We start from the raw sequence: 220 nt of genomic DNA on the forward strand, positions 1-220 counted from the left end.
GCCGAGAACAGACCCACCCGGGCGAACAGTCCCGTCTCGATCGGCGTGAAACCCAGTCTTTCGGGGAGGTGTAAAGCCGCCACGGTCCAAACTGCGTTGAATGAGCTGAACGCGAGACACTGGTAACCCGAGGCGGCACGGAGGGTACCGGTACGCGCGAAAAGGCCCGGCAAGGAGCCCAGCAGAGTCTTGTACAAGATCGCTGTGGTCGGTCGCAGAT

The 220-nt window shown here is 61.8% G+C and carries 1 pseudogene; it reads right to left on the reverse strand.

The features are described 5' to 3' along the window. Window positions 1-197: pseudogene (locus QM841_RS43035) on the reverse strand (MFS transporter); the annotation flags it as partial. Window positions 198-220 lie beyond the last annotated feature (23 nt).

Origin of the sequence: Rhodococcus sp. IEGM 1307, from assembly GCF_030056915.1 — a bacterium.
GTDB classification, from domain to species: domain Bacteria; phylum Actinomycetota; class Actinomycetes; order Mycobacteriales; family Mycobacteriaceae; genus Rhodococcus_F; species Rhodococcus_F opacus_D.